General features: G+C 54.1%; 18 protein-coding genes and 1 pseudogene. 10 read left to right on the top strand and 9 right to left on the bottom strand.

What is annotated here, in order from left to right; all coding sequences use genetic code 11:
• Positions 1 to 4: 4 nt before the first annotated feature.
• Entirely contained in the window at positions 5 to 2,119 is a 2,115-nt protein-coding gene (gene pqqU, locus MUU46_RS21805) for a TonB-dependent receptor PqqU (protein WP_258966685.1), read from the top strand.
• 85 nt (positions 2,120 to 2,204) lie between these two features.
• Here pqqU and MUU46_RS21800 read toward each other — a convergent pair whose 3' ends face one another.
• The 3 genes from MUU46_RS21800 to MUU46_RS21790 all read right to left on the bottom strand — a co-directional run bounded on the left by MUU46_RS21800 (position 2,205) and on the right by MUU46_RS21790 (position 4,804).
• On the bottom strand, positions 2,205 to 2,864 hold the full coding sequence (locus tag MUU46_RS21800) for a GntR family transcriptional regulator (RefSeq protein ID WP_159759119.1): 660 nt from the start codon (positions 2,862 to 2,864) through the stop codon (positions 2,205 to 2,207).
• A gap of 261 nt (positions 2,865 to 3,125) precedes the next feature.
• Positions 3,126 to 4,163: an NADPH-dependent curcumin/dihydrocurcumin reductase gene (gene curA / locus MUU46_RS21795; protein ID WP_258966684.1), complete on the bottom strand. Its 1,038-nt coding sequence runs from the start codon at positions 4,161 to 4,163 to the stop codon at positions 3,126 to 3,128.
• A 65-nt stretch (positions 4,164 to 4,228) separates the two neighbouring features.
• The gene (locus MUU46_RS21790) at positions 4,229 to 4,804 is read right to left on the bottom strand and encodes a helix-turn-helix domain-containing protein (RefSeq protein ID WP_258966683.1); all 576 of its coding nucleotides are present in this window, start codon (positions 4,802 to 4,804) and stop codon (positions 4,229 to 4,231) included.
• A gap of 210 nt (positions 4,805 to 5,014) precedes the next feature.
• Between MUU46_RS21790 and MUU46_RS21785 the strand changes: the two genes are divergently transcribed.
• Together MUU46_RS21785 and MUU46_RS21780 are read left to right on the top strand one after the other, a co-directional pair.
• On the top strand, positions 5,015 to 5,533 hold the full coding sequence (locus MUU46_RS21785) for a GNAT family N-acetyltransferase (protein WP_258966682.1): 519 nt from the start codon (positions 5,015 to 5,017) through the stop codon (positions 5,531 to 5,533).
• Positions 5,530 to 5,979: a DMT family transporter gene (locus MUU46_RS21780; protein ID WP_110508128.1), complete on the top strand. Its 450-nt coding sequence runs from the start codon at positions 5,530 to 5,532 to the stop codon at positions 5,977 to 5,979. The genes MUU46_RS21785 and MUU46_RS21780 overlap by 4 nt, the downstream gene beginning before the upstream one ends.
• A gap of 38 nt (positions 5,980 to 6,017) precedes the next feature.
• On the opposite strand, the gene MUU46_RS21775 is transcribed toward MUU46_RS21780, so the two are convergent.
• Complete coding sequence (locus MUU46_RS21775) at positions 6,018 to 6,251, bottom strand: DUF2526 family protein (RefSeq protein WP_159759111.1); 234 nt, start codon at positions 6,249 to 6,251, stop codon at positions 6,018 to 6,020.
• A 9-nt stretch (positions 6,252 to 6,260) separates the two neighbouring features.
• Positions 6,261 to 7,868, bottom strand: a complete 1,608-nt coding sequence (locus MUU46_RS21770; protein ID WP_258966681.1) for an ABC transporter substrate-binding protein — start codon at positions 7,866 to 7,868, stop codon at positions 6,261 to 6,263.
• A gap of 272 nt (positions 7,869 to 8,140) precedes the next feature.
• On the opposite strand from MUU46_RS21770, the gene MUU46_RS21765 reads away from it, so the two are divergent.
• Genes MUU46_RS21765 through MUU46_RS21755 form a run of 3 tightly spaced genes read left to right on the top strand, consistent with a single transcriptional unit; the run spans position 8,141 to position 14,591 of the window.
• Positions 8,141 to 9,472: an SrfA family protein gene (locus tag MUU46_RS21765; RefSeq protein WP_258966680.1), complete on the top strand. Its 1,332-nt coding sequence runs from the start codon at positions 8,141 to 8,143 to the stop codon at positions 9,470 to 9,472.
• A complete protein-coding gene (locus tag MUU46_RS21760; RefSeq protein ID WP_258966679.1) occupies positions 9,472 to 12,453 on the top strand; it encodes a virulence factor SrfB in 2,982 nt (993 codons plus the stop codon). Before MUU46_RS21765 ends, MUU46_RS21760 begins: the two co-directional genes overlap by 1 nt.
• On the top strand, positions 12,450 to 14,591 hold the full coding sequence (locus tag MUU46_RS21755; RefSeq protein WP_258966678.1) for a virulence factor SrfC family protein: 2,142 nt from the start codon (positions 12,450 to 12,452) through the stop codon (positions 14,589 to 14,591). The genes MUU46_RS21760 and MUU46_RS21755 overlap by 4 nt, the downstream gene beginning before the upstream one ends.
• Positions 14,592 to 14,780: 189 nt before the next feature.
• On the opposite strand, the pseudogene MUU46_RS21750 reads toward MUU46_RS21755, so the two are convergent.
• The 4 genes and pseudogenes from MUU46_RS21750 to MUU46_RS21735 all read right to left on the bottom strand — a co-directional run.
• A pseudogene (locus MUU46_RS21750) lies at positions 14,781 to 15,004 on the bottom strand (hypothetical protein); the annotation flags it as partial.
• Positions 15,005 to 15,129: 125 nt separating this feature from the next.
• Positions 15,130 to 15,858, bottom strand: a complete 729-nt coding sequence (locus MUU46_RS21745; protein ID WP_258966677.1) for a putative quinol monooxygenase — start codon at positions 15,856 to 15,858, stop codon at positions 15,130 to 15,132.
• Positions 15,859 to 15,961: 103 nt separating this feature from the next.
• A complete protein-coding gene (locus tag MUU46_RS21740) occupies positions 15,962 to 16,990 on the bottom strand; it encodes an aldo/keto reductase (protein WP_258966676.1) in 1,029 nt (342 codons plus the stop codon).
• 335 nt (positions 16,991 to 17,325) lie between these two features.
• The gene (locus MUU46_RS21735; protein WP_258966675.1) at positions 17,326 to 17,901 is read right to left on the bottom strand and encodes an NAD(P)H-dependent oxidoreductase; all 576 of its coding nucleotides are present in this window, start codon (positions 17,899 to 17,901) and stop codon (positions 17,326 to 17,328) included.
• Between the two features lie 140 nt (positions 17,902 to 18,041).
• On the opposite strand from MUU46_RS21735, the gene MUU46_RS21730 reads away from it, so the two are divergent.
• The 4 genes from MUU46_RS21730 to MUU46_RS21715 all read left to right on the top strand — a co-directional run bounded on the left by MUU46_RS21730 (position 18,042) and on the right by MUU46_RS21715 (position 22,753).
• On the top strand, positions 18,042 to 18,941 hold the full coding sequence (locus tag MUU46_RS21730; protein WP_258966674.1) for a LysR family transcriptional regulator: 900 nt from the start codon (positions 18,042 to 18,044) through the stop codon (positions 18,939 to 18,941).
• A gap of 696 nt (positions 18,942 to 19,637) precedes the next feature.
• Entirely contained in the window at positions 19,638 to 20,627 is a 990-nt protein-coding gene (locus tag MUU46_RS21725) for an ABC transporter substrate-binding protein (RefSeq protein ID WP_309582951.1), read from the top strand.
• Between the two features lie 50 nt (positions 20,628 to 20,677).
• Positions 20,678 to 21,490 carry an ATP-binding cassette domain-containing protein gene (locus MUU46_RS21720; protein WP_159759091.1) on the top strand — a complete coding sequence of 271 codons (813 nt, stop codon included), beginning with the start codon at positions 20,678 to 20,680 and terminating at the stop codon, positions 21,488 to 21,490.
• Positions 21,491 to 21,493: 3 nt separating this feature from the next.
• Entirely contained in the window at positions 21,494 to 22,753 is a 1,260-nt protein-coding gene (locus tag MUU46_RS21715; protein WP_258966672.1) for a sugar ABC transporter permease, read from the top strand.
• Positions 22,754 to 22,843: the final 90 nt, after the last annotated feature.

Raw genomic sequence — 22,843 nt, 5'->3', positions numbered from 1 at the left:
TTGCATGAAAATCATTACTGTCCGCAGGGCCGCGCTCCCGGCATTACTTTTGCCGCTTCTTCCACTGCCTGACGCATTCGCCGCCGATGAACAGACCATGGTTGTCTCTGCCAGCCCACAAATCGTCTCTGAACTCGATACACCCGCCGCCGTGAGCGTGGTGAATGGTGACGATATGCGCCACGCTACGCCGCGCGTGAATCTGTCTGAATCCCTCGGTGCGGTGCCCGGCCTGCAGGTACAGAATCGTCAGAACTTTGCCCAAGATTTACAGCTGTCTATCCGCGGGTTCGGTTCCCGCTCGACCTTCGGCGTACGCGGCATTCGTCTGTATGTGGACGGTATTCCCTCCACGATGCCGGACGGCCAGGGTCAGACCTCAAACATCGACATCAGCAGCGTCGAAAATATCGAAGTGCTGCGCGGCCCATTCTCCGCGCTGTACGGTAACTCATCCGGCGGGGTGATGAACGTCACGACCGACACCGGCCAGCAACCGACCACCATTGAAGCCAGCAGCTATTACGGCAGCTATGGCAGCTGGCGTTATGGCCTGAAAGCCAGCGGCGCAGTCGGCGACGGTACGCAAGCGGGAGACGTGGATTACACTGTCTCCACCACGCGGTTTGACACCCACGGTTATCGCGATCATAGCGGCGCGCGTAAAAACCTCGCCAACGCCAAACTCGGCGTGCGCATTAATGACGTCAGCAAACTGACCCTGATGTTCAACAGCGTAGACATCAAAGCTAACGATCCGGGCGGCCTGAGCTACAACGAATGGCGCGCCGATCCGCAGCAATCGCCGCGTGGCGATCAGTACAACACCCGCAAAGATATAAAACAGACCCAGGCAGGTATGCGTTATGAACGCCAGCTGAGCGAAAACGACGACCTTAGCGTGATGATGTACGCCGGGGAACGCCAGACCACACAGTATCAGTCGATCCCAATGGGGCCGCAGCTCAAACCTTCACACTCCGGCGGCGTGATCGACCTCGACCGCCACTATCAGGGCATTGATACCCGCTGGACGCACCGCGGCGAACTGCTTGTGCCGGTCACGTTTACCACCGGCCTCGATTACGAAAACATGAGCGAGAAGCGCAAAGGTTACGAAAACTTTGTGATGGATAACGGCGTGCCGGACTACGGGCAGAAAGGCGCAATGCGCCGTAACGAACGTAACCTGATGTGGGACCTCGACCCGTATTTACAAACCCAATGGCAGCTCACCGACAAACTGTCACTGGACGCGGGTGTGCGCTATAGCTCAGTGTGGTTCGACTCCAACGATTCCTACGTCACGCCGGGTAACGACGACGACAGCGGCGATGCCAGCTACCATAAATGGCTTCCGGCAGGCTCTCTGAAATATGCGGTGACCGATGCGTGGAACGTATACGTCTCAGCGGGACGCGGCTTTGAAACACCAACCATCAACGAGCTTTCCTATCGTCCGGATAACCAGAGCGGGCTGAACTTTGGCCTTGAGCCATCGACTAACGAAACCGTCGAAATCGGTAGTAAAACACGTATTGGCAACGGCCTGCTGACCGCCGCCCTGTTCCAGACCGACACCGATAATGAAATCGTAACCGACACCAGCAGTGGCGGGCGTACCACCTATAAAAACGCCGGTAAAACCCGTCGCCAGGGCGCAGAGTTGTCGCTCGATCAGCAGTTTGGTGAAAGCTGGAAACTGAAAGCTGCCTGGACGTGGCTGGACGCGACCTACCGCAGTAACGTCTGTGATGACGCCAACTGCAACGGTAACCGTATTCCGGGCATCGCCCGTAATATGGGATACGTCTCATTTGGCTATGAGCCGGAGATGGGCTGGTACGCGGGCAGCGATATTCGCTATCTGAGCGATATCATGGCCAATGACGAAAATACCGCCAAAGCGCCGTCGTGGACCGTGGTAGGCCTGAATACCGGTTATAAATTCAACATCGCCGACAACTGGAAAATGGATGTCTTTGGCCGCGTTGATAACCTGTTTGACCGTGAATATGTGGGTTCGGTGATTGTGAACGAATCTAATGGTCGCTATTACGAGCCAGCGCCTGGCCGTAATTATGGTGTGGGTTTATCTGTGGCCTATCAGTTCCAATAAGTTAATTAGTTTAAATAGCCATATCAGCGTGCCGGAATACCCGGCACGCATGTTATTTATTAATTACCGAAATTAATTACCTGCATTAATTTACGTACTGCCGCTGCAAAATAGCCGCCCCCTGATCGATAGCCCGACAAATCGCCACCCCACTTTCCGCCTGATCCTTTTTTTCCAGCGCGCGCAACAGATCGTCATAATACCGATCCTGTTTAAATATTTCGCACGACAGCGGATGTAAAAAATTAAAACACGGCCCGATGCGCACCCACAGCTGTTCGATGAGTGCGGTCAGCGTCGGCATTTCTGCGTAGTCATACAGATGAAAACGAAACCGGCAGTTAGATTGTAACGCTTCCTCCATATCGCCCTGTGCTTTCGCATCATGGAAGGCATCAACGTGGCTGTGCAATTCCCCTAGCTTTTCCTTCGTCATCAGCGATGCCGCCGTAGACGCCGCCATGCTTTCCAGCTTTTTACGGATCTGATTGATTTCGTTATACCGCTGGAGCGATACCTCTGGCACTAAAAATGCCTGCGCCGGTGTGGCCTGAAGTGCCCCGGAAGACACCAGCCGCAGCAGTGCTTCCCGCACCGGGGTGATGCTGGTCCCGAGCTGTTCAGCCAAATCCCGGGTTATCAGGCGGGCACCGGGCTTCAGTGCCCCAATAATCAACGCGCTTTTTAAATTCACTTCGACCTGCATCGTCAGGCTCATACGTTGCGCTTTTTCAAAATCAAGCATGGTTATTTCCTGTTTCCATAATCATGGTTCTCATTACGGCCTGCGAGTAAACAACTCAGCGCGATACAGGATATATCCTGTATCGCGGGTGGTGTTGGAAATAACATGGAGCAATCTGCTGCCAATATTAACTATTTAATTATTAGGTTGTTAATTTAGGCCGTACACATCATACAAATATGCTATTGCATGATTAATTAAAGACGCTAATGGAATTTTTGCACGAAAAGTTGCGGCGCGCATGGCGCCGCTGTTGTTTTTTTACGCGTCGGTGGCGATACGAATAACGACTTTACCGAAATTTTTACCTTTTAGCATACCGATAAAGGTTTCTGGCGCATTTTCTAGCCCATCGGTGACCTGTTCACGATATTTTATCGAACCGTCATTTATCCAATGGCCCATGTCTGCCTGGAACTCACTGATGCGGTGCCCGTAGTCCTGTCCAATGATAAAACCCTGCATGCGAATGCGTTTTTTCAGCAACGTGCCCATCAACAACGGCAAACGATCGGGCCCGGACGGCAGTTCCGTCGCACTGTAGCCGCTCACCAGACCGCATACCGGTACGCGGGCCGAGGTGTTCAGCAGCGGCAGTACCGCATCAAAGACTTTACCGCCGACGTTTTCGTAGTACACGTCAATGCCCTGTGGGCAGGCTTTTGCCAGTTGCTCAGCGAAATCCTCCGCCCGGTGATCGAGGCAAATGTCGAAGCCAAGTGTGTCCACGGCATGACGGCATTTATCGCTACCGCCTGCCACGCCCACGACGTGGCAGCCTTTAATCTTACCAATCTGTCCGACCGTCGCGCCCACCGGCCCGGTGGCTGCGGCAACCACCAGCGTTTCACCGTCTTTCGGCTGGCCGATATCCAGCAAGCCCATGTACGCTGTAAAGCCCGGCATCCCGAGTATACCCAGCGCCCAGGACGGATGTTGCGGATTATCGCCGAGTTTGACCAACCCCTGTCCGTCAGAAACTTCATAGTTCTGCCAGCCCCCGTAACTCAGCACCCAGTCACCGGTTTTGTAATCGGCATGGTTCGACTGCTCAACGCGACTGACTGTGCCACCGACCATCGTGGCGCCGATTTCTACCGGCGGCGAATAGGACGGCGCGTCGCTCATGCGGCCACGCATATAAGGGTCGAGCGAAAGATAAACGGTGCGCAGCAACAGCTGTCCGTCGCCCGGCGTCGGTACATCGCCCTCTTCCAGGCGGAAATTATCCTGTACCGGCTCGCCGTGTGGACGCGAGGCCAGCACCCAGCGGCGGTGGCGTGATGTCTGTTGACTCATGATCTGCTCCTTATTGGGAATTCAGCTTTTAATCCTGGACGTTAATCCGCACCTGCGCCTTGTCTTTATGAGCCTGAATGATTCAGACGCACGACGAGGTAAATGCAGGGGTGATCGGTTTCGTTCACAAAGCGGCAGTCGTTCGGCGGCCCGAGTTCCAGACAATCACCGGCGTGCATCTCATGGCGCGTATCGCCTTCGATAAACAACAGTTCTCCCTGTTGCAGCCAGATCAGCTGTCGCGCTAGGGCATACGACGACGCGGGCATTGGGATATCGCTGCCCGCAGGCAGTTCGACCTGCACTAAATCGATGGGTAAATCACTACGCGGAGAGACATGGCGGCGTAAATAATGGCTTTGCGGATCGTGCCACACAGGCTGATGGGCAAGACGCAGGAGTTTGCCTTCCTGCATTTCCGCCCGGGCAATAAGCGTGGACATGCTTATCCCAAACGCACCGGAAAGCCGCCCGAGCATGGTCGCCGTCGGGCTGCTGTCGCCCCGCTCGATCTTGTGGATCATCGCCCGCGACGCACCTGCCCGTTCTGCCAGTTCGCTCAGCGACCAGCCCCGGGATTCGCGCTCGATACGAATGCGCGCGCTAATGCGCTGATTGAGATTGTCTGCAATAGTATTCATGGCGTAATACTATAGTGCATTTGATGAGTTTCCTCGAAGGGCAATTTGTCACAGTAAATCAGACTGATGTTGGACAGAAGCTTCCCGTGACAATGTGTTTCCTCACTGGCCAGCCTGCTTTTTTAAGAACAGACCGATCGAGCTCTTGTCAAAACAGACAGAACTATAGTATCTATACCGTACTACTATAGTGAACAGCCGAGGCCAGCCATGAACATTCGTTACGCAAGCAAAGAAGACTGCGCGGCGATCGCGGAAATTTATAATCACGCGGTGCTGCACACCGCCGCCATCTGGAACGATCAAACCGTTGACACCGACAACCGTATCGCGTGGTACGAAGCCCGCCAGATTGCGGGTTATCCGGTGCTGGTTAGCGAAGAAAACGGCACCGTGACAGGCTACGCCTCTTTTGGTGACTGGCGCGCATTCGATGGTTTTCGCCATACCGTTGAGCACTCCGTTTACGTTCACCCCCAGCATCAGGGTAAAGGACTTGGCCGTGCGCTACTGACTCAGCTAATCACTGAGGCCAAACACATCGGTAAACATGTCATGGTGGCGGGCATTGAGTCGCAGAATCAAGCTTCGCTGAAGCTGCATGAAACGCTCGGTTTCGTTACCACCGCGCAAATGGCACAGGTCGGCACCAAGTTCGGGCGCTGGCTCGATCTGACGTTTATGCAGTTGCAGCTCGACGATCGTCAGGATCCGGACGCTCGCGGATGAACCAGTCGCTGACCCTCACCTTTCTGATTGCCGCCGGTATCGGTCTGGTTATCCAGAACACGCTGATGGTGCGCATCACTCAATCGGCGTCGACGATCCTCATTGCGATGCTGCTCAATTCGCTGGTCGGCATTGTGTTGTTTGTGTCGATTTTGCTGATTAAACACGGGCTGAGCGGCTTTCAGGAGCTGGCCTCGAGCGTTAAATGGTGGACGTTAATCCCCGGCCTGCTGGGCTCATTTTTCGTTTTTGCCAGTATTAGCGGCTATCAATACGTCGGTGCGGCAACGACGATCGCGGTGCTGGTCGCCAGCCAGTTAATTGGTGGGTTAGCAATGGATATTCTGCGCCAGCAGGGTATTCCGTGGCGCGCGTTGGTCGGCCCGGTTTGCGGCGCAGTGATGCTGGTCGTCGGGGCGTGGTTGGTTGCGCGGCGGTCATTTTGAGCATTGTCCCCTCAACATAAGGGGACAATGGCAGGAACTTAAACGATCGTACCACCTTTGGTGAGGCTGTCGTGGCGAGCGTCCTCTTCTTCTTTATGATGACGTCCTTTGTGGGCAATAGCAGTCCGCAGGCGCTGCTGTTGGGTATAACGATCTTCCTGGCTCAGTTCTGCATCATCGCTTAACACAACCAGCAATTCATTCATGCCGATGATAGAACCGTCCTCAATGGCTGCGTCTACCTGGGTACTTACCTCATCCAAATGTGACATATCTGCTCCTTAATTCAGCTTCACTTTCGAAAAATCACTGCCCATCAGGCTGACGCTGTAGCCGGTCACATTGCTGCGCGTGGCGAAGAAGGTTTTACCGTTGGCCAGGGCAATCCATGGAGCCTGCTGGTAGTAAATCTCCTGCGCCTGCTGGTACAGCTTCGCGCGCGCGGCCGGGTCGCTGGTCAGCTTGGCTTTTTTCACCAGGCCATCATACCCTTTATCGCACCAGCGCGCGGCATTCGAGCCCGTTTTTATGCTGTCACAGCCCAGCAGCGTGTCGGCAAAGTTATCCGGATCGCCGTTGTCGGACATCCAGCCAAACAGTGCCGAATCGTGTTCGCCTTTACGCATCCCGGACAGATATTCACCCCATTCATAGGTGGTAATTTTGGCTTTGATTCCTACTTTCGCCCAGTCACTCTGGATCATCTCGGCGATACGGCGCGAATTTGGGTTATACGGGCGCTGCACCGGCATCGACCACAGCGTCACTTCCGCGCCCTTCTCAAGCCCTGCCTGCTTTAACAGCGCTTTGGCTTTTTCAGGGTTGTAATCGTAGTCTGCCAGATGACTGTCGTAACCGAGCATTTTCGGCGGCAACGGTGATTTGGCTACCGTACCGGACCCCATAAACACCGCATTGACGATCGCCTTTTTGTCCGTGGCGTAGTTCAGCGCCTGACGCACCAGTACGTTATCAAACGGTTTTTTCTCAGTGTTAAACGCCAGATAACCGACGTTAAGCGCGTCCACTGAATGCAATACCAAATCTTTGTTCTTTTTAATCACGTCGAACTGCACTGGCGACGGTGCAGGGATAATCTGGCATTCGTTGGTTTGCAGCTTCGCCAGACGGGTTTCCACATTCGGGGTGATGGAGAAAATAAGGTGTTTCGTCGGCACCTCGCCGTCCCAATAGTTCGGGTTAGCAACGTAGCGGATCAGCGAATCGACTTTATATTGCTGGAACGCATACGGCCCTGTGCCGATAGGCCAGGTATCAACATTTTCCGGCGTCCCCTTTTTCATCATCGCATCGGCGTATTCAGCGGAAAGGATCGAGGCGAAATCCATGCCCCAGTCGGCCAGGAATGCGGCGTTCGGTTCGGTTAGCTCAAACTGAACGTGATAATCATCAATTTTCTTCACGTCTTTAATGAGCTTATCCAGCCCCACGTCGGTGAAATATTCGTAATTCCCCTGCGATACTTTGTGATAAGGATTATTTTCATCCTTCTGGCGCATCACCGAGAAAATAACGTCATCGGCGTTGAAATCACGCGTCGGCTTAAAGAATTTATTACTGTTGAACTTCACGCCCTGACGTAGGGTGAAGGTATAGGTTTTACCGTCCGGAGAAATCGTCCAGGCGGTTGCCAGCGAGGGGATCGGGGTGTTTTTCTGCGGATCGAAATTTATCAGACGGTTGTACAGCACCTGCGAACTGGCCACGAACGACGGTCCGGAGCTGGCAATCTGCGGGTTGAACGACTCCGGTGACGCTTCGGAGCAGTATATAAGGGTATCGTTATTTGCCGCCATCGCGGCCCCTGCCGGTAATAATGCGCTGAGGGCCAGGGCCAGCAGCGTTTTCCCTGTCGTTGTTGGAGACATTGTTATAAGCCTTTTGCTCTTATTATATGAGGCTTAATCACAGCACAAGGCAGTTATTCTGGCAAATAACCAAACGGCATCAGGTTATGCGTATTCAACCCATTCCGCCGTTTTATTCGCCAATAATTTAACTTAAAAACTTTCTCAAAAAGCAAGCGTTTCACGTGCGTTCAATAGCCAGAGTATTTGCTGTTTTTGGCTTTTCCTCGCCCGTTTATCCCCTTCCCGCCTGCGTTAGAGTAGCGGTGTGAAAAAGTCGATGGGATAAGAACGTGGCAAAAACTCTATTACGCAGCGGCAGTCTGGACGATTTCCAGTCCGTGGGCGGCGGCGGCCAGGCCGTATTTGCATCAGCATTACAGATTCGTGAGACGCTGCGCCTGCGCAAACAGCAGACGCTGGTTGAGTGTCTGGCTATCCCGCAGGTCAACGATGACGGCGATCGCGTGGACTGGTATTCGCCGGTTGAAGGCGACGTGCTGGCGTGGAAGCTAGCCGATGAAGATGTGCGTGAGCGCGCGCTGAGTCAACTGGAAATGATGGCCGATGGCGCACTGAGCCTGGCACGTAAATGCCAGCAGTCCGACAGGACCGCTCAGCAGCTGTTCGGCGCGTTGCTGGAAAAAGCGTTACAGTTTCCCGGCGAAAACCATGTTTTCCTGGTCGGCGGCAAACCGGTTATCACCTTCTGGGGCTTTGTGAATCTGAACGAAAGCGCCCGCGAGGAACTGTTTGGTTGCCTGCATTTAGCGCCCACGCCAGAACCCGTTATCGACTTTTACGAAGACATCCCGGATGAAGACGCGCTGAAAGTCACCTTCAGCCAGTCCGATACGCCGCTGCTGGCGACACCGCTGGCGATGACCGTTGCCGCAGAACCCCACGAATTTTCTGAACCAGAACCCATTGAAGAAAACGTCGAGCCAGAGGCCCCAGTGGACGTCGCTGCGCAGAAAGCCTCTCGCCGCATTCCGCTGTGGAGCTTACCGGTGGCGGCCGTACTTGTCGCCGCCATTGCCGGGCCGCTGTTATGGCCTCGGTCAACGACCTCCGCGGAACCAGTTCTGGCCCATGTGGAACCCATTACGGTGACAAAACCGACGGCACCTGCGCTGCCAGAACTGACGCACTCCCTGCCGCTGCATCTGGCGAGCGTCAAAGAACCGGTGAAAGAAGAGAAGCCGGAGGAAAAACCGGTGATTATCGCTGCCATTCCGAAAGATGCGCTGGTGATGGAGGCCGATCAGATGCGCGCTGGCACCACCAAATTCCTCAACGGCACCTGGCGTGTGCTGGTCAACGTGAAAGATCCGGTCACCGGTAAAGCCCCATCTCTTCGCTATCAAATTCTCAACAATAAAGGCAACGCGCGTCTGGTGCATGGCGACAATGTGGTCTGCAAGGCTGAAATTTTCTCCGGGCTGCATCAGAACGGCGAGCTGCTGATCAAAAGCCGTGGCAACGCGCGTTGCAGCGATGGTTCACGCTATCCGGTTCCAGAAATTACCTGTAAAGCAGGCGTCAGCGACGTGGCGGAATGCACCGGGCGCTACGACGCAAACACCGTCGTACCATTGACGTTCCGTAAAGTGGGGGCGCGCTAATGCTGGTTACTCTCTGTGATTATCAACAAAGCGTTACCCTGATTGCCAACAGCGGGGTGCAGTTTCTCGATTTTGGTCTGACGCCACAGGATTCCTTGAGCAACGGGCGCTTCGTGCGTAAAACCGCCAACGGTCCGCTGCTGCGTCTGAACTACGACATCGTCAACAGCCGCTACACGCTGCCTGCCATCGACGGCCAGCAGGCTGAAGTGGTGAAACCTGAAAGCACCCTTCCGCTCGAGCAATCTCTGGTGATGCTCGACGGCGTCTGGCTGCCGCTGCCGTTCCTGCGTTTTAATCCGCCTCGCACGTTTGTTGAAGGCCCGGACAACTGGGCGCGCGTGCAAATTCGCAAGCTCCCCGAGCCGGACAGCGCCGGAAACACGCACCGCGTCACCATCGCCCTCGACAGCCAAATTCGTGACGACGCCCCTTCCGCGCTGGCCCCGATTGAAAATGATCTGCTGAACGGGACACGTTTTGCACTCGCCTGGCGCGATGAAGAAGTTGCGGATTTCCTCGATCAAACCTGGATTGACGGCTGGCTACGCGAAGTATTCAGCCATCACGCCAGCGTGGAAGAAAACCGCAGCGAGCGAGACATTGCCCAGGCGATGCGTGGCTTTGAATATCAGGGACACTGGCTTAACCTGCTGGCTCTGTTAGGTGAACAGCTCAGCGTGCCGGAAGTGAAAATTGCCACCGCCACCGTCAGCACCCCGGCGATCCCGGTGGACTTGATTCTGGACGTCGGCAATAGCCATACCTGCGGGGTGATCATCGAAGATCATGGCGATGCCAACGATGGTTTGCGCCAGACCGCAGAATTGCAGGTACGCTCGCTGAGTGAACCGCAGTTCCTCAATGCCCCGTTATTCACCAGCCGCCTGGAGTTCTCCGAAGCGCGCTTTGGCAAACAGCATTTCTCTGTGGAAAGCGGACGCGAGGATGCGTTCGTCTGGCCGTCAATCGTTCGCGTGGGCGATGAAGCCCGCAAGCTGGCGATGCAGCGTTTGGGCACCGAAGGCAACAGTGGGATCTCCAGCCCGCGCCGCTATTTATGGGATGAAACACCGACCGTTCAGGACTGGCGCTTTAGCCAGATGAACAGCCGCACGCAGCGAGAACCGCTGGCCGCCGCGTTCCCGCTGGCCTATCTGATGAATGACGACGGACAGCCACTGTTTACACTGCCGCAGGATGAGCGGATGCCGGTGTTTTCACCGCAGTACAGCCGCAGCACGCTGATGACGCATATGCTGTGCGAAATTTTGTCGCAGGCGCTGGGACAAATTAACAGCGTGGCGACCCGCCAGCGCCTCGGTTTCCCGTCTTCGCCGCGCCAGCTGCGTACCCTGATTTTGACTCTGCCGTCGGCGATGCCGAAACAAGAACGCGAGATTTTTCGTCGTCGCATGTTTGAAGCTATCGCCCTGGTATGGAAAGCTCTGGGCTGGCATCCGCAGGACGACGATTTTGTGACGCAAAAACAGCAGGATAAAAGCGTTGTTCCGGTGCCAAAAATCCATATGGAGTGGGATGAAGCCAGTTGTGGCCAGTTGGTGTGGCTGTATAACGAGGCAATGTCGCACTTTGGTGGACAGACGGAAGCATTCTTCACCGCCCTTGCCCGTCCGGATCGTGACCCGGAACCCGGCAGCCGTCCAGCTCGCGCCCTGCGCGTGGCGGCCATCGATTTAGGCGGCGGCACCACCGATATGGCTATCACACATTATCGGCTGGATGAAGGCACTGGCAGCAACGTCAAAATCACGCCGCAGCTGCTGTTCCGCGAAGGGTTTAAGGTAGCGGGCGACGATATTCTGCTCGACATTATTCAGCGCTGCGTGCTGCCCGCGCTGCAAACTCAGCTGCAAAAATCCGGTATTGCCGATGCGCCAGCCCTGATGGCAACGCTGTTTGGCGATTCTGGGCGCATTGATACGCAGGCCGTGCTGCGCCAGCAAACGGCCTTGCAGCTGTTTATGCCTGTTGGTCACGCCATTCTTGGCGCGTGGGAAGAAAGCGACATTAACGATCCGCTGGCGGGTCTGCATGCCACCTTCGGCGAACTGTTACCGCAGACGCCGACCCGCAACGTGATGAATTATGTCGGCCAGGCAATCAGCCATGCGCAGCCGGCCGGTTCAGAGCCTTTCGATTTATTCGCCACGCCGTTGCAGGTCAGCTTCCGCGATTTACACGACGCGATGCTGGCGGGCGAATTTACCATCGCTGCCCCGCTGCATGCGGTATGCGAAGCGATTTCACATTACGCCTGCGACGTGCTGCTGGTGACCGGGCGTCCGGGTTGCCTGCCGGGCGTTCAGTCGCTGATCCGCTATTTGCAGCCGGTGCCGGTGAATCGCATGGTGTGGATGGACAGCTATCACGTTCACGAATGGTATCCGTTCAGCCAGCAAGGCCGCATCGGCAACCCGAAATCCACCGCTGCCGTCGGCGCGATGCTGTGCAGCCTGGCGCTGGATTTACGACTGCCGCGCTTTAATTTTAAAGCGGCGGATATCGGCGCCTACTCCACCGTACGCTATCTCGGCGTGCTGGACAGCACCGTCAACACGCTGCGCGAAGAAAACATTTGGTATTCAGAACTCGATCTGGACAAGCCGGGGGCGAAGGTCGATACGCGGGTGCATTTCCCGCTACGCGGCAACGTCACACTCGGTTTCCGTCAGCTCGCCAATGCCCGCTGGCCCGCCACGCCACTGTACACCCTGAGCATCAACTCGCCGGAAGTGGCAAAAGCCATTGCCGGGGACGGCGTGTTGCAGGTTCGCCTACAGCTCACTGGCGGCAATAAAGCCGAAGGTCCGGAAGCCTTTGTGCTGGCCGACGCCTGGCTTCAGGACGGCACGCCGGTGGCGCCGGACGCCCTGACGCTGAAACTGAATACTCTGGCCGACCGCCGTCATAGCGGCAGCCATTACTGGATCGACAGCGGGAGCGTGTACCTGAAATGAGCCGACTGCAAACTATCATCGACTGGACCCACGCGAACCGTCGGACCTCGCCGCTTTTCGATACCGATGCTGATGCGTTGCTCACGCGTTTGTATCAGCTAAAAGCGCAGGAAACAGCGCTGAAAACCGCGCAGTCCGCCCCGGCGAGCATTGCGCTTTACGGTCATTCGCAGGCGGCAAAAGCGCACTTGCTTGGCACACTTTGCAGCAGCGGTAATGGCCGTTTGCTGGTGCAAACCGGCAGCAAAACACTCGACTATTTCACGCACCTTAATCCCGGTCATGCCGTGACGCGGATGGCCCTGCGTTTTAGCCACAGCACGCCAACCCCGGACGACGCGTTTCCGCTACGCCTGCGCATTATGCGTGAGGCGGAACTGGTGCAGGTGTTTCTCGCCCATGCGTTGCAGCAAGGCGCGGTGCGTCAGGTAGAAAAATCAGTAGTGGCCGCGCGGCTGAATAGCTGGCAATCGCTTCGCCAGACGCAGCCAGTTCCAGGAATGAATGAAGAAGATGTGGCGGCTATCGCTCACTTCTGGCAAGCGAATGTGCCTGCCCATCACCAGCAGATTGACGACGCCCTGTGGCAGCAGTTTATTCAGCTGTTACCGTGTCTCGACCTTAGCGCTCGCGCCAGCGCCTGGGCGCTGCTGTGGGGCGAACAGCAGGAACTGACCCGCCAGTGGCTGACGCTGGCGCATGTGCTCCAGCAATGCGGAAACGCGCGCGAACTGGCCGCGCCGCTCAGCCTGCTGATCGACAGTTTCACCTTACCCGCGGAGGGTTTTCTGACGCCCGAGAGCGAACCAGAAGGCGAAACGGTAGTGCATCCGCTGATCGACGAACAGTTGCACAATGCCGTCAGCCTGCCGCTAAACGCGTTGGCCTTGTTGACCGTTGAACTGGTCTTGCCCACTGAAAATGGCGTGCTGGATAACGTCGACCTGATTGATATCCCGCAGCCCGCCCAAGGAACTGACGATGCGCTATGGGCCAGTAAATGCCGCTGGCTGCTGGAACATTATCGCCAGCAGATGCAGCCCGATCTGCTGCTGATTTGTAATGCGGCGGCCACACGGGCGCAGATCCCAACCAGCGCCCGTGCGCTGGTACGCTGGGTCAGTGACACCCAACCGCAGCACGACGGCGCGTTACCGGGCCTGGTGTGGGCCATTACTCCGCAGGACGACCGATTTGTGCGTAAGCTGAATCTCGACGAAGCCGTTCAACAGTTAATAGAGAAGCCGGGCCAGCGTTGGGGAACGTTACAGGCGCTGGATGGCAGCAGTTTGCAACGGCTGATCGAATGGTTGTCACAGGCGACGGCACCTGCGTTGCGCGCGGCGCGTTTCGAACGCCTGAGGGCACGTCAGCCACAGGCTGTGCGCCAGATTATGGCCTGTTGGCAGCAGGCGCCGCAGACCGATGCCGCCAGCGCGCGTCATCAGGCAGAAAATCTCGTGCGCGAATTACAGGGCCACGCTGCGACCCTTGGCGAACTGCTTGAAGGCCTGCTGCCCCCGCTTTCCACCTTCGAGCAGCTCAGCCAGGTGCAGCAGCCGCGTGAAGAAAAAGTCAGTGAACTGTTTAGCGATAATATGGATCTTTTCGCCCTCCCGGACGACCCGCAGCTCTGCGGCAGTGCTCGACAGGACAGCGGCTTTCAGGCCCATGCGCTGTGGGTGAATTATTTGCGTCAGTGGAGTCGCAGTGAATCCTACGCCCGTCGCTATGGCATTGCTCCGGTGGTGCTCCAGCAGCTGGCTGATTGTCTGATAATCACCAGCTACCGACTCGATTTGCCAAAACAGCTGCAGGCTGTCATTCCGGATGAGCGCGCCAGCGCCGCACGCCTGAGGGCCACTATCAGCAATTATCTGGCGTGGCTGGGCTACGCGGATATGCCTGTCGACTCGCGACCGGCGAGCCGCGTAGTAAAAGGCAGTACCCTGTTTGCTCCGACTGCGAGTAATACCGAACGTCTTACGCGACTAGGTGAGCGCCCTGCCCATGCCGCTACGCGCTATGTCTATGACTGGCTAGTGGCATTGTTCACCCGTGCTACCGAAGCGCCGGACTATCGCCACCCGTTGGATCTTTCCCCGGAAGCCCGCGCTCAATTGAATAAATTGCTGTAACCCATTTGCGGCTCACAGGGACGTGAGCCAGGCATGTTTACGGGTGTTGATTAACGTTTCTTAAGAAGACATGACAGGGAGTTTTGAGCGAAAAAAGAAAGCAATGATCTTTCATAAATCGCCTCAACTTTAAACTTGAAATAATCCCACGATTCTAAATACCGCAAGACCTCTCATCGTCAGTCAGCGCTAGAATTTCCTGTTCCGGAAGCTGGAATACATCATCAGATAGCGTTTAAGATTTCGTAGCGTCATCAGTTTCATCAGCGTTTGCGGGCGCATCTTTTATTGCGGATGTAGTACAGGGTGAAAAGCTGATATTTTTTACTCGATACGTCTAATTTAGCTTTGTGCTTACGGTAAAAATCCAGATAGCCTGCAAACTTTCGTCCTGAGCAGGTGATGCGCACCTCGCACCGTTGCTCTGCTGGAAACATAACCGCTATATGCAACATCCGATACTTTTGCTATATGAACCCTCTGAACGTCAGAACTGAATTGATTTTATACTGCCCCATTCGCCCTGTGAGGCAGTCATTTACTTAATTTCATACATCAGGCCACCTTTATTCATAAGTTTGCCAGGCTTAATCGCAACGGCTTCTTTATACGTCGTCATTTCGACCGTCTGCTCAATATAACCTTTAAAATGGGGAGTCAGACGATGGGCCTGATAAGCCTCTTCGCTGGCGTATATTTCATAGAAATACCAGCGATTAGGGTTCGTTTTATCGGTCACGGCATACATAGCCAGAACCCCCTCTTCCAGATTAATGGACTGTGCCATTTCAGGTAAAACGACATGGCGAAACGCCTGCCCAAACTCGGGCTTAACATCAACGATGACAAAGTTATTTATCGTTTTATCGCTTTGCACAATGTTTTTATCAGCCAAAAATTGCGGTACCGCGTCAATTTTACGCTTTTGACTCGCATCCAGAATATCCGGTGAATTGCGCAAAAAATCTTTATAACTCGTCGAATTCAGATGTTGTTGGTAGGCATCGCTGTCAGCGTAAATTTCAAACATATAAGCAACTGAGGGATTCGTTTTCTTTTTGGCTGAATACATCGCCAGGGTTCCAGCTTCATCTGTTACCGAAGCAGTAATGTTCTTTTCAGCCAGGCTGTCGTATGCGTTATTTTGATCTTGCTTGATAACGAGCTCAAAAATATTGAATACCGGTGGAGCAACTATTTTCTGCCCCTGCGCAACAGCAGAACAACTCAGAGTCAACAAAAGTGATAATGAAATTCTGGTATTCATCAATGATCTCTCTTTTCGGCTGCAGTAAATTTTGTGCCACTATTGCTGATAAGGCGCGTTAACCGCGCCATCATCACCATCCATTTTCGTCAAACCCGTCCCCCTATTTGATCCGTAGGGATGAAAGCTGTACCGGTTGTTCAGACAGCGGAGGTACGATGCCATCGACCACATGAGGAACGTACGGCGCCTCCAATGCGGCAAATTCCTCTGCTGATAATGTCAGCGTCAGCGCATCTACTGCGGTTGAAAGATGTTCCGCTTTTGTAGCACCGATTATAGGCGCGGTAATCACAGATTTAGACAGCAGCCATGCTAGCGCAACATGCGCACGAGGAACGTCTCGTTTAGCGGCAATCTGCGCTACGACCTCAACCACCTTTTGGTCCTGCTGCGCGGCATTCTCATACATTTTCAGCGCAAAGGCGTCATTGCGCGTTCGGGTAGTGGTTTCATTCCAGTCGCGTGTCAGCCTGCCGCGTGCCATCGGACTCCAGGGAATAACCCCCACCCCCTGGTCTTCACATAATGGCAGCATTTCCCGCTCTTCTTCCCGATACAGCAGGTTGTATTGCGGTTGCATAGAGACAAAGCGCGTCCAATCGTGACGCTCAGCCACATGCTGCATCTTCGCAAAACGCCAGGCTTCCATCGAGGATGCACCGATATAGCGAACTTTCCCGGCTTTCACCAAGTCATGCAGGGCTTCCATGGTCTCTTCAACAGGTGTGCCGTGATCAAAACGGTGGATCTGATACAGATCCACATAATCCATACCCAACCGGGTCAGGCTGTCATCAATGGACTGAAACAACGATTTTCGAGACAGAAAACCGGTATTTGGCGAATTGCGCCATGGGAAAAAGGCCTTCGTGGCGACGACAATTTCATCCCGATACGTCATTTCACGTAGCGCCCGACCAACTATTTCTTCCGAGCTACCACCTGAATAAACATTCGCCGTATCAAAAAAGTTAATTCCGGCCTCAAGTGCCTGGCGAATCAAGGGACGCGACGCATTTTCATCAAGCGACCACGGCTGAGGAAGACGTTCTGGTTCGCCGTAACTCATACAGCCCAGACACAGTCGCGATACTTTAAGGCCACTTCGCCCCAAGTTTATATACTGCATAGTTATCTCCTTACCCTATTTTTAATTAAAAGTTCACCGTCTTTTATTGCCAGCTCCCTACCATTTTCGGGATAAATTCGCGAAACTCACATTCAGCGAGATTTGGATAATAGGCATCTTCACTCAGGATAGTATCCAGCTCTTCCCGGCTTTCAGTATGAGCAATAATCACCCCTGCTCTTTCGCAATCCGAATAGGGGCCGTTCAGAACAAATTTTCCTGCGTTGAAATAGTGTTAAAACCAGCTCGCATGGCACATGAAAAGCACCTCATATTGTTGAGCCGGAATATCGCCATTCACCGTAATATTAATGAGATACATTTTATCTTCCCTTTTATACAGCTATTTTTAAAGCTGGTGCAGTTGCTTTAATCGCAGTAATCAGGCGTTCAGCGTGATCTCTTGCCATGGCTTTCTGTTCCCGAATTTTGTCTTCATCACGACCCGCATAGCTGATCCCAAAAGTATAAATCGGGTCCTGTAAATCCAGATTGCACAACAATGCAGTGGTTTCAAACTGGGCCATGTATTGCTCAATCCCGTGACCGAAAAAGCCTTCCGGAGAATAGAGGCTCTCAGGTGCTCCGGCGGTAAAGGAAATAATCAGTTTTTTGCCACCCAGTTTTGCGGTTGATCCATGAGCAAAACCGTGAACGAATACCTGATCAATCCATAATTTCATTAACCCCGGCACTGAATACCAGGAGAAAGGGAACTGCCAGACAATCACATCGGCTTTGAGCAAGGCTTCCTGCTCCCGTTCCACGTCGATCTGGTAGTCAGGATACAGAGCATCAAGAAAGCGAATTTCGGCATCGGGCAGCGCTTTCGCGACTTCACCCAAGATAGTGGCATTGCCAATGGACTCATTAATAATCGGATGACCCGAAATAATCAGTACATTTTGCATTTTTAGCTTCCTTAACAGTGGCTTGTTTAACTGGAAGTGAGTATAAACAAACCTGATTCTGTTTTTTAGAGCAGCAATAGCTCATACACTATTACCCAATAGCTAATAATCAAACTTTATCTTCTCTGCTGGGTAGCGCCATGAACAATGTCATTTACAACCAAATCCGTATTTTTCAGAGCATCGCCCGTGAAGGCAGCATTACTGCAGCGGCCAGGAAACTTGAGATAACGCCACCTTCCGTGAGCAAAGCGCTAAAACTGCTTGAACAGCATATTGGCCATCCGCTATTTGTACGCACCACACGGCGTATTGAACTAACAGATGCCGGAGAGCAACTGTTGCAACAGACATCGCGGGCGGTGGCATCACTGGAAAGTGCGGTGGAAAGCATCAAAGATCTGAATCAGGAACCGTCCGGGTTGGTCAGAATCACGCTGTCACGCTTTGCATACCTGCTCATTCTGAAGCCCTTTATGACAGAGTTTTGCCAAAGCTATCCAGGAATACAGCTTGAGATATCCGTTTATGACGGAACCGTGAATATGATTGATGAACGCTTTGATTTGGGCATTCGTTTTGGCGATATCCTGGAAGAGAGCGTTGTGGCTCGCCAGTTGATGAAACCGTTTCGGGAAGGTTTGTATGCATCCAAGGCCTATCTCGCACAGTACGGTACGCCTAAATTGCCGACAGACTTGCAACAACATCAACTCATCGGCTACCGCTTTATTACCAATAACCGCATCCTTCCTCTGATGCTGGAAGATAACGGTGAGCAATTAACCGTTGAAATGCCAGGACAGCTCATCAGCAATGATATTGATGTCATGGCCGATGGCATACGCAGCGGTCTTGGAATAGGAAGACTGTTTGAGCCGGTGTATGAATTGCAGCCCGATAAAGAGCAGTTTATCCCGGTAATGATGCCTTACTGGAAAACCTATCCACCGGTTTATCTCTATTATTTAAAAAGCACCGGTAAGGCAAAGCGAGTCAAAGCGCTGATTAATTTTTTAATGATGAAAACCAAAAAATAGCGACCTGTGTTTATAAATGCGCAAACAAATGGGTTTATTGTTGGATTTTTCTGAAGACATAGATCCATGTTTTTTAGGTTATTTTTTCGAACTCAAGACAGGTTTACTACTCTTGTCGAACAGCGTGGTTTTACAGACCGGATTGCGTTATCGACGGGTGGTGGCTTCCAGCCTTTCTTCACTGGTTTGGTCTGGGTGGCATTGACGCAGGTATTAAAGCACAGACTCGCATAGCTGGCTCAGCCTTAGCCGTTCGAGTAGTGCAGGGTTGAGTGGCAGACAGAGGCAATCTTCTCCCTGTACACCTGATTTTCTGTCTGTTGAAACTGAATTTTTTCGGTATCCAAAAATTGCTTTTACCCAAGCCGTCCCCATGGGCGGTAAATGTTCCTCATAACTTGCTTACAACTGCTCTCCTCTCTCCCTATCTGCACTCAGTCACAAAATCCACATCGCTTTTCTGCCCTTTCTTGACAACCTGAATCAGGAGTGTCAATTCTTGCTTCACCGATTGAGCAAATGTAGCGGCAATGATAATGAAAAGCTGAATTTTGGTTTCCTGATGTTTAAGCAAAACAGCTGCCTCAGTGAATTAATGGTGAGGTGGTCATCTTATTCGATTCAGTGAGGTGCAGAACTATGCGTTACCCTACAGTATTCAAAGCATCGCTTATTGCGGCCATAGGTTTTTGCGGCATGGCGCAGGCGCAGGAAGCAGCTACCGTTGCGTTTCTGATGCCCGATCAGGCATCTACCCGCTATGAGCAGCATGATTTTCCCGGCTTTAAATCGGAGCTGACCAAGCTCTGCCAGCAGTGCAAGGTTATCTACCAGAACGCCAACGCCAGCGCCTCTTTGCAACAACAGCAGTTCAATTCCGCCATTGCCCAGGGCGCGAAGGTGATTGTCCTGGATCCGGTTGACTCCTCCGCCGCTGCCGGCCTGGTGGAAATCGCCCACTCCCAGGGCGTGAAAGTGGTGGCTTACGACCGCCCTATCCCCGGCAAGCCAGCCGATTTTTACATCTCCTTTGATAACGAAGGCATCGGCTACGCGATATCCACCTCGTTGGTTGAACAACTGAAGGCGACAAACGTGCCCGCTGGCGCTGGCGTGCTGCAGATTAACGGTTCGCCGACCGATGCCGCAGCGGGTCTGATTCGCGACGGTATCCATCGCGGACTCAAAGCGTCCGGTTACAAAACGTTAGCTGAATTCGATACCCCGGAATGGGCCCCACCAAAGGCGCAGGAGTGGGCTGCCGGTCAGATAACCCGCTTCGGCGACAAAATTAAGGGCGTGGTCGCGGCGAACGACGGGACCGGTGGCGGGGCTATCGCCGCCTTTAAATCCGGCGGTGTTCAACCGATTCCTCCGGTAACCGGCAACGATGCGACAATCGCCGCATTGCAGTTGATTATCGCCGGGGATCAGTACAACACCATCTCCAAACCGTCGGAAATCGTTGCTGCCGCGGCCGCGAATGTTGCGGTGCAGCTGATCAATGGTCAGAAGCCTAAGGCCACCTCAACCCTCTACAACACACCGTCACAGCTTTTTGTTCCGGCGGTGATCACTGCCAAAAATATCAAAGCGGAAATCTTTGATAAGAAAATCCAGACGCCGCAACAGGTCTGTACCGGAGAATACCAGCAGGCCTGCCAAAAATTAGGGATCCTCAACTAAGTCGCAGTCGGTGCGTTCGCAGACGCACCGACAATAAGAAGGTTTTTACTATGTTAATCGACAATGGCCTCGCCCCGCGCACGGATAGCCCGCTTCTTCAGTTAAGGAAAATCTCTAAAAACTTTGGCGCCGTTTCCGCCCTGACGGATATTGATCTCGACGTTTATGCGGGTGAAGTCGTGGCACTGGTCGGCGATAACGGTGCAGGTAAATCGACGCTAGTCAAAGTGTTGGCGGGCGTGCATCAGCCCACTTCCGGTACGATTGAATTTGAAGGTAAGGAAATCACCCTCGATAGCCCAGGGAAGGCGCTGGAGCATGGTATTTCCACTGTTTTTCAGGATCTGGCGTTGTGCGAAAACCTGGACGTGGTGGCGAACTTGTTTCTGGGGCACGAGCTGTCGGCCTGGCAGCTCGACGAAGTGAGCATGGAGGTGCAGGCATGGACGCTGCTCAACGAGCTGGCTGCCCGCATTCCCTCCGTCCGCGAACCGGTCGCCTCCCTTTCTGGCGGACAGCGGCAAACGGTCGCCATCGCCCGCTCGCTGCTGCTCCATCCCAAAATCATTATGCTCGATGAGCCCACGGCTGCCCTCGGCGTGGCACAGACGGCAGAAGTGCTGAACCTGATTGAACGGGTACGCGAGCGCGGGCTGGGCGTGATTATCATCAGCCACAATATGGAAGACGTGCGAGCCGTTGCCGACCGAATCGTTGTTCTGCGTCTGGGCCGCAATAAAGGCATTTTCACACCGGAAGCCACCAACCAGGATCTGGTTGCCGCCATTACCGGGGCGACGGAGAACGCCGTGTCGCGCCGGGTGGAAAGAAAAACGCATGAACATACGACGGGAGTGAGCTGAGCCATGACCATAACCACCAATAAACCGCTGACGCCAGAAACCAGGCTAGATCGTAGCGACGAGCGTGTCAGCCACCAGGACAGCATCTCCGGCCTGCTGCGCGCGTATATCACTCGCATCAAAACAGGCGATCTCGGGATGATCCCCGTGGTCCTCGGGCTGATAATTATCTCCATCGTCTTTACCGTGCTTAACCCGATCTATCTGGCACCGAATAACCTCGTCAATATGCTTTTCGACTGCGCCACGGTGGGCTTTATCTCGCTGGGTATCGTCTGCGTGCTACTGCTGGGTGAGATTGACCTTTCCGTCGGGTCGATGAGCGGCCTGGCCTCGGCCATTATCGGCGTGCTGTGGGTGAACCAGGGCTGGCCGGTCATTGGCGCGATAGCCGTCGCCCTGGTGGTAGGTGCCGCCGTGGGTCTGCTCTACGCCCAGCTATACAGCCGCTTAGGGATGCCGAGCTTTGTGGCAACCCTTGCCGGACTGCTTGCGCTGCTCGGGATGCAGCTCTACATTCTCGGCCCATCGGGAAGTATTAACCTGCCCTACGTTTCCCCGCTGGTGCGCTTCGGGCAGGTGTTGGTTATGCCGGGCTGGTTGGCACATCTGTTTGCGTTGCTACCGGGGGTCCTGATGCTGGTCCAGGGGTTGCGCACCCGCACGCGACGGAATCAGGCCAACCTGTCCTGTGAACCTCTCAGCTCACTTTGGGCGCGCAGCATTTTTATGACTGCCGTGTTCGAGTTTATGGTTTTTTATCTCAACATGGGTCGCGGTGTACCGTGGGTCTTTGGGCTGTTTATTCTCGTCGTCGTGGTGCTGAACTATGCCCTGAAACGCACAAAATGGGGCCGCTCAATGTTTGCCGTAGGGGGCAACCGCGAAGCTGCGCGCCGCTCCGGCATTAATGTCCGCCGTATTTACATCAGCGCGTTTATGATTTGCTCCGTGCTGGCCACAACCGGCGGGATCCTTGCCGCTTCACGCCTGGCCTCTGCCAGCCAGCAGGCAGGGACCGGAGATGTGAATCTTAACGCTATCGCGGCAGCGGTGATCGGCGGCACCAGCCTGTTTGGCGGACGCGGCAGCGCGTACTCTGCCCTGCTCGGCATCATCGTTATCCAGTGTATTTCCAACGGGCTGACGCTGCTCAATCTGCCATCGTCGTTACGCTATATGATCACCGGTGGCGTGCTGGCTATTGCCGTCATTGTGGATTCGATGGCGAGACGCTCGCGGGTGAGCCACGGCCGCGCCTGAATTCAGAAAATAGGCGAAGCGCAGATACCATCCCGGGGTCACAAAGGTCGTTTAACTTCCCCGGGATAGTGTCTGCGCCGCCCTGGTAGG

This window comes from Scandinavium tedordense, from assembly GCF_024764965.1.
Classification (GTDB): domain Bacteria; phylum Pseudomonadota; class Gammaproteobacteria; order Enterobacterales; family Enterobacteriaceae; genus Scandinavium; species Scandinavium tedordense.
Note: the sequence above shows the minus strand (reverse complement) of the source record. Positions and strands in the feature narration are given on the sequence as shown.